Raw genomic sequence first — 8,192 nt, forward strand, 5'->3', positions numbered from 1 at the left:
GGTCACGCCCCCTTAGCTCATTGGTAGAGCACTTCCTTGGTAAGGAAGAGGTAGTGGGTCCGATTCCCACAGGGGGCTCCGTGCTCCCGATTCATTCTCGGAAGTGACGTACCCGGCGGGGTAGCTCAGGTGGTTAGAGCACACGGCTCATAATCGTGGTGTCGCGGGTTCGAGTCCCGCCCTCGCTACAATCTCAACATCCGTCTGACCGGGGCTTTCCCGCTCAGGTGGCCCCGGTCGCTGGGCTTCATGCAACGGGATATGCAACAGCGCCCCCGGATCGGCCTACGAGAGCAGGGCTGACAGGCGGGTCACCGCGTCCCTCTGCATCGTCGGCGTCACGTGCGAGTAGATGTTCATCGTCGTGCTGATGTTGCTGTGCCCAAGGCGCTCCTGGACGACCTTCGGGTGCACGCCCAGTTCGAGCAGCAGAGTCGCGTGAGTGTGCCGGAGGCCCTTCAAGGTCACCTTCTTCTGCTCGACGGCGCCGCGGTGCTTCGCGTATGCGGCGAGGCGGACGCTCCACCGGTTGCTGATCGCGTTGCCGTTGGGCACGGTGTTCTCGATCGTTCCGAAGACGTAGGCGCCGGCACGTGCGAGGTCGAGTGAGAGCGACCCGCGCGCAGCCTTCCATCGTCGAAGGCCCTCGGCGGTGCGCTCGTCGATGTCGACCACTCGCGCCTGCCCGGTCTTCGTGGTCTTCGTCGCGTTGCGGACGGTGGCCTCTGCTGCGCGCCGGATGCTGATCCGCCCATTGACCAGGTCGAGGTCGCCCCACCGCAGCGCGAGCGCCTCGCCCCGCCGCATGCCGGTGTTGGCGATCGTCGTCCACAGCGTGAAGTAGATGTCGTCGTACACGTCACGGTCCCAGTCGAGGAACACGCGCAGCTCGTCGGCGGTCCACGTGACAATCTCCGGACGCTCGGCTCGGACTTGCTTCCCGGTCGGGGCCTTCACTGTGCGCTTCTTTCGTGCCGGATTGATCGACAGGTGCCCGTCCTCGATCGCACTATCGAGCATCGCGCCAAGAGTCACGTGGACCTTCCGGACGGTGTTCCCGGATAGCGGCCCGCCAACATCCCGCTGGCCTCGTCTGCCGCTGGCCTCCAGCTCGCGGTAGTGCTTCGCGAGACGGGTCGCGGTCAGCTGGTCGAGCTTGAGGTGCCCGAGCTCCGGGACCACGTGCACGCGCATGATCCGCCGATATCCGTCCATCGTGGACTTCGCCAGGCGAAGGCCTGCCAGCCATTGCTCGGAGTACTCCGCGATGGTCGGCCCGCCTCCTCGCGCGAGCAGGCGATGGTCGCGGATGTCGCGCCGAGCCTGCTGCAATGCATCGTCCGCCGCCTCCATCGTGACGAACCCGCTCTTACCCGCCTGCCTCGTGCGCCCGTCTGGATGGTCCGCGTCAAGAGGCACCCGCATCTGCCAACGCCACCGGGTCCCCGCACTCGTGGCGTAGCTCGTGATCGAGCCGACTCCGCGCCGCCTCGAGGGTGTTCGGCGCTGAGTCATAAGCCGTCCGGTCGGTACTCGTCGAGGCCGTCCGGTATCGAGTAGCCGGCCGCTGTCATGCGCTCCAACAGTGCGATCAGCTGGAGGTCGATCTGACGCCGCTTCTCTTCCTCGCGCGCTGCAAGCTCGTCTGCATTTTTGGCGGTTCTGTACTGGTAGGCGAGTCGGACGGAGTCCATCATCTGGCGCACGAGATGGTCGAATTGGAACTTGTGCCCAAAGGGATCTTGCGCGGCTCTCCAGTGCTCAAGACTCCGGTCGCCCCCGGCCAGTGACGGAGGCCTAACCCGGGCGCCAACGATCCAGTCGTAGGCCTCCCACGGGGACTCGGTGACGCCGGGCAATACCTCGATCGGTCCGTTGGTGGCCGCGGGCTGAATGAGCAGCGCGATCGGCGGAACGCCTAGGGCCGCGGCAAGAATCAGCAAGTCCGAGGCAGCCACGGTTGGACGCCGCCCGTTCTCCATATCGGCGATGACCGACCGCTTCACCTCGTGACCTAGAGCGGCCGTGCGATCGGCCAAGGCCTGGGCACTCAGGTCCTGTGCCCGCCTCATCGTTCGGATCTGAGCGCCAACGCTCGCAGTCAGCCGCCGCGCCCAGTCGCCGACGCCGGCCGTATTGACGACTCCGACGTCGCCCTCGTTGAGTTCCATGGCTCAAAACCTACATGACTTGACGGCAAGCAACAATGAGGTGCATACTCCTACATGACGGGCTGAACGCAATTCGTCATCTAAATGAGTTCAAAACGAAGGAGTCAACATGATCAAGTCACTAGCGGAGGTTCGAGCGTCGACCTCGGCTGCGCTGTCAATGTCCGAGGTAGCGACGGTGCTCGACCTCGACCCGCGCACGATCAGCGCCGCCGCCGCCGCGGGCGAGATCCCGAGCGTCCGAATTGGTCGCCGCGTCCTCGTGCCTCGTGAGGCGTTCTTGGCAATGCTCGACAACCAGGCGGTCGGGTCCGCCCGATGACCTCCGACCCGGTCGCCCTGCGCGAGCCCTCGCGTCATCACTTCGCCGCGATTGAGTTCCTCGACGGAGCCACCCTCGCTGTTCTCACGGTCGCAACCGGACCGGCGCACCCGCTCACGCCCAACGGGTTCATCGTCGGCCCGCTCGCGCTATCCCTCCCCGTCGCGGTAGGCGGCGTCGTCGATGTCGCCGAGCTGCGCGACAGAGTCGACATGTCGCTGTTGCTCATGGCCTACACCCGCACGTCGCCGTGGGAGATTGTGGCATCCAGGCACGTCGCGTGGGTCGACACCGAGCCTGCGCTGTGGCCGCTGCCCGAGTACACGCTTGAGTCGCTCATGGCGGGGTGCGCGCCGTGACCGCCGAGCACGAGGGCGAACAGCTCTACGCCTCCCGCCTCGGCAGGCCAGAGGGACAGATCCAGCAGATCTTCGCCGTCCGCCAGGCGGCACTCACGGCCAAGGCCGCAGCGCTCCCGGCTGGTACCCCGGCGCGAGCCGCCGCTGAGGCCGCTGTGCGCAGCGACCCGAGCAACCCCGCCGCCGAGCGCTCGGGCATCGCCTGGCGCAACAGCACGGACGGGCAGAAGACGAGACAGAGGTACCGAGATTGAGCGGCGCTGCAAGCGGCTGGGACGAGCTGGGATACGAGCCCTCCAGCTCTGTTCCCGAGTTCCCGCATGCGGTCGACGGTCCCAGCGCCAAGGCCGCGATCGAGCTGCCCGCCGCCGAGCGCACGAAGACCGGGCCGAGTCAGGCCACCGTCCTCGTGCAGCTTGCGCACTCCCTCTATCGGATCATCCACGGCGACGAGGGGCGCTTCTACGCCGTCGAGCGCGGGCGTCCCTCGATCGCGATGGAGCTGAACAAGGATCGCTTTGGCTCGCGTCTCGCCGCCGACTACTTCGCCGCCAAGACACAGGCGGCATCCGGGTCCGCGCTCAACGACGCAATGGCCGTGCTGCGCGGTCAGGTGCTCAACGACGCAGTGACGCCGGTCTACCTGCGCATGGCCCGGCACGAGGGCCGCGTGGTCCTCGACCTCGGCACCGACGACTGCCGCGCCCTCGTCGTGTCGCCGAGCGGCTGGCAGGTCGTCGAGCAGTCCCCGGTCCTCTTCCGCCGGAATGGCCTCGGCCTGCCTTTCCCGACGCCCGCGAAGGGTGGCAGCGTCGACGGCTTGCATGCGCTGCTCAACGTCGACGATCGCCGGTTCCGGTTGCTCGTCGGGTGGCTCATATCGACCTTCCTCCCCGACATCCCCCAGGCGATTCTCGTCATCACCGGGCAGCAGGGCACGGCCAAGACGACCACGGCCAAGATGCTGCTGAACATGTTCGACCCGAACGCGGCCGGCGTGCAGAGCCAGCCGACGAACGAAGAGAACTGGGCAGTGTCGGCCCGTGCCGTCTACGGGGTCGGCCTCGACAACGTCTCCCGGATGCCGCCGTGGTTCCAAGACGCCGTGTGCAAGGCCACGACCGGCGCCGCGTTTGTGCGCCGCGCCCGGTACAGCGACGACAGCCCTTCGACGATCAACCTCAAGCGCCCGATCGTCATCACGACGATCAACCCCGGAGCGCTCCAGGGCGATGTCGCCGACCGCATGCTGAAGGTTGAGCTGGATCCGGTCGACGAGGCACACCGCCGCGAAGCTGCCGAGGTCGACGAGGCGTTCAACGCCGCATGGCCGCAGACCTTCGGGGCGCTGCTCGACCTCGTCGCGCTCGTGCTCGCCGCTCACCCCGGCGTGGTCCTCGCCCGCAAGAGCCGCATGGCCGACTTCATGCGGGTGCTCGCCGCGCTCGATCAAGTGACCGGATGGGACACCCTCCACTCGTACCGGGCCGCGATTGAGGCAGTCTCCCAAGACGTCATCGACGGCGACTCTTTCGCCACGTCGCTCGTCGCGCTCGTCGAGCAGGTCGGCGTCTGGACCGGTACCTGTGGCGAGCTGCTCGCCCGCCTCGAAGACGGCAAGCAGCACACCGACTGGCCCAAGACCCCGCGCGGAGCAGCCGAGAAACTCACCCGCCTGAGCCCCGCACTCGCGAAGGCCGGCGTCCTTGTCGCCCGTCACGAGCGCAGCAACCGCGGCACCCAGTACAGCATCACCCGCGCCGGGGTCATCCTCTGCGCGATCTGCCAGACCCCGATCGCAGCCGCGCTCGTGACCGCTGGCGAGAGCACACACCCAACCTGCCAAGACGAAGAGGCCTTCTGATGACGATCCACACCACACCCGCCGCCGCATGGACGCCCGCCCTAGCCGACTTCCACGCCGCGCAGGTCGCGACCGGCCTCGCCACCGCCACCGCATCCAACCAGGTCACCCGCCTCCAGCGCCTCGCCCAAGCCCACGGCGGCTCGCCGTGGGACGTGACGACCGAGCAGCTACAGGCATGGCTCGACGCGCTGCCCTGCACCGCGATCACCGTGAAGGGCTACCGGATGACCATCCGCGCGTTTTACCGGTGGGCATGGCAGGTCGGCCACGTGGCCGTGAGCCCCGCCCCGGATGCCCCGCCCGTCACGAGGTACCGCCTCGACCAGCGCTGGCAGGATGCACTCGCCCTGTTCGAGACCGCCGAGCGCGCAGCCGGCCGCACGCCGGAGACAATCGCGCAGCGGGTCAAGCACATGACCCGACTCGCCTCCGAGGCCCCGCACTCGCCGTGGCAGATGAACCACGAGAACCTCTGCGACTGGCTCAACGGCCTCCCGTGCAGCCGCCCCACGCAGCTCCAGCACCGCGTGTCCGTCCGTGCCTTCTACCGCTGGGCCAAGCTCACCGGCCGCGTGTTCGAGGATCCCGCCGTCGAGCCGTCAGGCCGCGCGCAGACGCTCCCCGTACCGCCCGCATGGGAGGTCGAAATCCGGGGGTACCGCTCATACCTGCGAGCCAACGGCCATTCGGAGACGACGACGAGCGGACGCATGCAGCAGCTTGGACGGTTCGCCAGGGACAACGCCAGCCTGTCGCCGTTCGAGGTCACGCTGGATGACCTGATCGAGTGGATGAGCGGCAAGCGCTGGGCCGCTGAGACTCGCCGGGGCAATCGGGCAACGCTCGTGTCGTTCTACGGGTGGGCCGAGGACACCGACCGTATCGAGGTCAACCCGACGAGCAAGCTCCCGGTCGTGAAGGCCGCGCAGCCGAGGCCGCGCCCCGCGCTGGACCACGAGTACAGCGCCGCCCTTGGCCGCGCCGGAGACCGCGAGACGCTCGCGCTGCGCCTCGGTGCCGAGATGGGCCTCCGCCGCGCCGAGGTCGCCTCGCTCCACTCCCGCGACATCACCGGCACCCAGTCCGCCTGGTCGCTCCAGGTGCACGGCAAGGGCGCGAAGCTGCGCACGCTGCCGCTGCCGAATGGCCTCGCCGAGCAGCTCCGCGCGCTCCCCGAGGGCTACGTCTTCCCGGGCCAGATCAACGGCCACATGTCCCCCCGTTGGATGGGGAAACTCGTCTCCGGCCTGCTCCCCGCCGGCGTCACCATGCACGCGCTCCGGCACCGGTTCGCTACCCGCGCCTACAACATCGACCGGGACGTGTTCACCGTCCAGCAGCTGCTCGGCCACGCCAGCCCCGCCACCACGCAGCGCTACGTGCAGGTGTCCGATGAACGCATGCGGCGTCTCGTGGAAGCGGCGAACGCATGAGCGCCCCGACTGGCCGGGACGAGGTCCTCCCGACCGCGCTCGACAGCCTCGTGCACGCCGGGCCCGCGCAGCTCGAACTGGAGCTGCGCATCCTTGAACGAGCAAACCCCGGCCCAGCGCTCGACCTTCTCAGGGTCGCTCTGGATCGGTTGCGCGCATGAGCAAGCCTCCGCCGCATCCGGTCGTAGCAGAGGCCACCGACGCTGCCACGCGCCTGCGCGCCGCAGCCGGAGGACAGCCCCTGCCGCTCGCTGTCGCGACCTACCTCGACGCGATCGCGAAGCACTGGCGCGACTGGCTCCCCTCAGACCCCGCCGCCGTCGACCGGGCAACCGTCGCGATCATCCGCGCCGTGCTCGCCACCTACCCAGGCACATCGCCTGCCACACAGACACCGGAAGCTGACGCCGGTACCCGTCAGCACAGCACCCCCGAAAAGAAAGGTTGAGTCATGGGACTCTTCTCCACCCGCACCGCAGCCGTCCCCGAGGGCCTCCACGAGGGCTACGACGACCCCGAGTCGTGGTTCTCCATCCCCGAGGATCTCCGCGAGTTCTGGACCGAGCACGCCGCAAGCGTGAAGGTTGACCAGATCGGCCAGACCATCGACCTGCTCGCCGAGCTCGTCGTCATCCGCGAAGCGCGGGGCAAGGCCGGCATGCGGTACCTCCCTCCGCAGACCGGGGTGCTCCAGAGCTTCAAACGCCTCTCGGGCACGAGGGACATCTACGTGACCCTGACCGACATCGCCGCTGTCGCGGGCGTCGCCGAGTACATCGACGAGCACTACGACGAGCTGCGCGCCAAGGCGGTCCACTCGATCCGCGCCCACGAGGTCGCCGACCTCCGAGCCCGCATGGTCACCAAGGCCGCAGCCGATGCGAAGCACCACGCCACGTACCTCTGCGCGGTGTGCAACGTCTCCGACCCGATCGGCGGGGGAGGCATCCCCAAGGCTCGCCTGGTCGATCAGGAAAAGGCCCCGTGGCCCAACCACGAGCAGATCGAACTCATCTCGTGCTTCAAGTGCTTCCTCGTCGCGCGCACCCTGCTGGCCGAGAAGGCCCGAGCCGAGTCGGTCGGTGGCCTCGGCCAGACGCGCGAGCAGGTCGTGCTCGCGCTCCTCGCCGAGACTCCGAGCCGCGGCCACACCTCAGCTACGGCACGCATCGCGTCCAAGGCGCACCAGGCCGACGATGAGCCGGCGTTCTTCCCTCAGTTGTTCCCTGGCGGACAGCCGCAAAACCGGGTCACCTCTTCGTGAGTTCGCTCGACAGGTAACCGACGCAGATCGCAAGGGCGAGGCCGAGCACGAGGGCCTCGCCCTTCGTCGCGCGCTCAGACCGCGAATTGTCGGGGTTTTTTGAGGAACGGTTCGTACCTCCGCCTGTAGGCAGAACGAAATTCTCTCTAAACGAGTGAAGGTGGTACAAACCTTGATACAAACATGGCAGGTTGGGCGGCATCGCTCGCGGTGCGCCAGCATCGAGCAGAATTCGCGGTGTGCGTCTCTTCTGCTCTTCCTTTTTAGGCATGGCAAAGCAGCGGCCTTCCGGCCGCCAACGATGCCGACTCTATCGGGTCATCGTTGGCGACCGCAAGTCACCAGGCTCACATCGGGGCTGCCGCCCGTTCGTTCCGAACGGTTGCCCTCAGATCGCCGCGGCTGGGTCGCGCGGATCGGCACACGCTGCGCGCTGCTGTCCCTGCTCGATGGGCGCCGGCGGATCGGAGGTGGGATCAGGGATCGACACGAGGTCGCGGCCGGCAGGCGAGTGACGGTTGTCCGCTCGGCGTGACGGTTGATCGAGGACCGTCACGGCAACCGTCACAGTTCAGAGGCCACGTATTCATTGGGATGCGCGGGCGCTCGGTGCGCGTGTGACGGTTGTGACGGTTGTTTCGGGGAACTTTAGCGGTGTGCTCTCCCGTGCCGAGGGCGCCGGCGGATCCGGGGTGGTCGTGGGCTCGCGGGGAGCGGGCTCGCGCAGCGCGGCGGGGCCCACGGCTGGAGCTGTCCGCGGCCGGCGTGCTCGTGCT

10 protein-coding genes and 2 tRNA genes are annotated in these 8,192 nt (G+C 67.9%); 10 read left to right on the top strand and 2 right to left on the bottom strand.

Annotated elements, in window-relative coordinates; all coding sequences use genetic code 11:
- Positions 1-6 precede the first annotated feature (6 nt).
- Together ABIB15_RS10570 and ABIB15_RS10575 are read left to right on the top strand one after the other, a co-directional pair.
- Positions 7-78 (top strand) — tRNA-Thr (locus ABIB15_RS10570).
- Positions 79-114: 36 nt separating this feature from the next.
- Positions 115-188: transfer RNA gene (locus tag ABIB15_RS10575), tRNA-Met, on the top strand.
- Positions 189-285: 97 nt separating this feature from the next.
- Here ABIB15_RS10575 and ABIB15_RS10580 read toward each other — a convergent pair.
- Complete coding sequence (locus ABIB15_RS10580; RefSeq protein WP_354478034.1) at positions 286-1,425, bottom strand: tyrosine-type recombinase/integrase; 1,140 nt, start codon at positions 1,423-1,425, stop codon at positions 286-288.
- 86 nt (positions 1,426-1,511) lie between these two features.
- Positions 1,512-2,171, bottom strand: a complete 660-nt coding sequence (locus ABIB15_RS10585; protein ID WP_354478037.1) for a helix-turn-helix domain-containing protein — start codon at positions 2,169-2,171, stop codon at positions 1,512-1,514.
- Positions 2,172-2,280: 109 nt separating this feature from the next.
- Here ABIB15_RS10585 and ABIB15_RS10590 point away from each other — a divergent pair, with 109 nt between their 5' ends.
- From ABIB15_RS10590 to ABIB15_RS10625, 8 genes are read left to right on the top strand one after another with little or no spacing between them, the layout of a single operon-like run.
- Positions 2,281-2,493 carry a helix-turn-helix domain-containing protein gene (locus ABIB15_RS10590; RefSeq protein ID WP_354478040.1) on the top strand — a complete coding sequence of 71 codons (213 nt, stop codon included), beginning with the start codon at positions 2,281-2,283 and terminating at the stop codon, positions 2,491-2,493.
- Positions 2,490-2,852, top strand: a complete 363-nt coding sequence (locus ABIB15_RS10595) for a hypothetical protein (protein ID WP_354478043.1) — start codon at positions 2,490-2,492, stop codon at positions 2,850-2,852. The genes ABIB15_RS10590 and ABIB15_RS10595 overlap by 4 nt, the downstream gene beginning before the upstream one ends.
- Positions 2,849-3,106 (top strand): hypothetical protein, encoded by a 258-nt coding sequence (locus ABIB15_RS10600; protein WP_354478046.1) that lies wholly within the window; start codon positions 2,849-2,851, stop codon positions 3,104-3,106. The genes ABIB15_RS10595 and ABIB15_RS10600 overlap by 4 nt, the downstream gene beginning before the upstream one ends.
- Positions 3,103-4,716, top strand: coding sequence for an AICE element replication initiation protein (locus tag ABIB15_RS10605; protein WP_354478049.1), 1,614 nt, complete (start codon positions 3,103-3,105; stop codon positions 4,714-4,716). Before ABIB15_RS10600 ends, ABIB15_RS10605 begins: the two co-directional genes overlap by 4 nt.
- Positions 4,716-6,152 carry a tyrosine-type recombinase/integrase gene (locus tag ABIB15_RS10610; protein ID WP_354478052.1) on the top strand — a complete coding sequence of 479 codons (1,437 nt, stop codon included), beginning with the start codon at positions 4,716-4,718 and terminating at the stop codon, positions 6,150-6,152. Before ABIB15_RS10605 ends, ABIB15_RS10610 begins: the two co-directional genes overlap by 1 nt.
- Entirely contained in the window at positions 6,149-6,313 is a 165-nt protein-coding gene (locus ABIB15_RS10615; protein WP_354478055.1) for a hypothetical protein, read from the top strand. Before ABIB15_RS10610 ends, ABIB15_RS10615 begins: the two co-directional genes overlap by 4 nt.
- Positions 6,310-6,600, top strand: a complete 291-nt coding sequence (locus tag ABIB15_RS10620) for a hypothetical protein (RefSeq protein ID WP_354478058.1) — start codon at positions 6,310-6,312, stop codon at positions 6,598-6,600. The genes ABIB15_RS10615 and ABIB15_RS10620 overlap by 4 nt, the downstream gene beginning before the upstream one ends.
- A gap of 3 nt (positions 6,601-6,603) precedes the next feature.
- Positions 6,604-7,416 (top strand): hypothetical protein, encoded by an 813-nt coding sequence (locus tag ABIB15_RS10625; RefSeq protein ID WP_354478061.1) that lies wholly within the window; start codon positions 6,604-6,606, stop codon positions 7,414-7,416.
- The last annotated feature ends 776 nt before the right edge of the window (positions 7,417-8,192 follow it).

The sequence above is a fragment of the Marisediminicola sp. UYEF4 genome (genome assembly GCF_040546025.1).
Taxonomy (GTDB): Bacteria; Actinomycetota; Actinomycetes; order Actinomycetales; family Microbacteriaceae; genus Marisediminicola.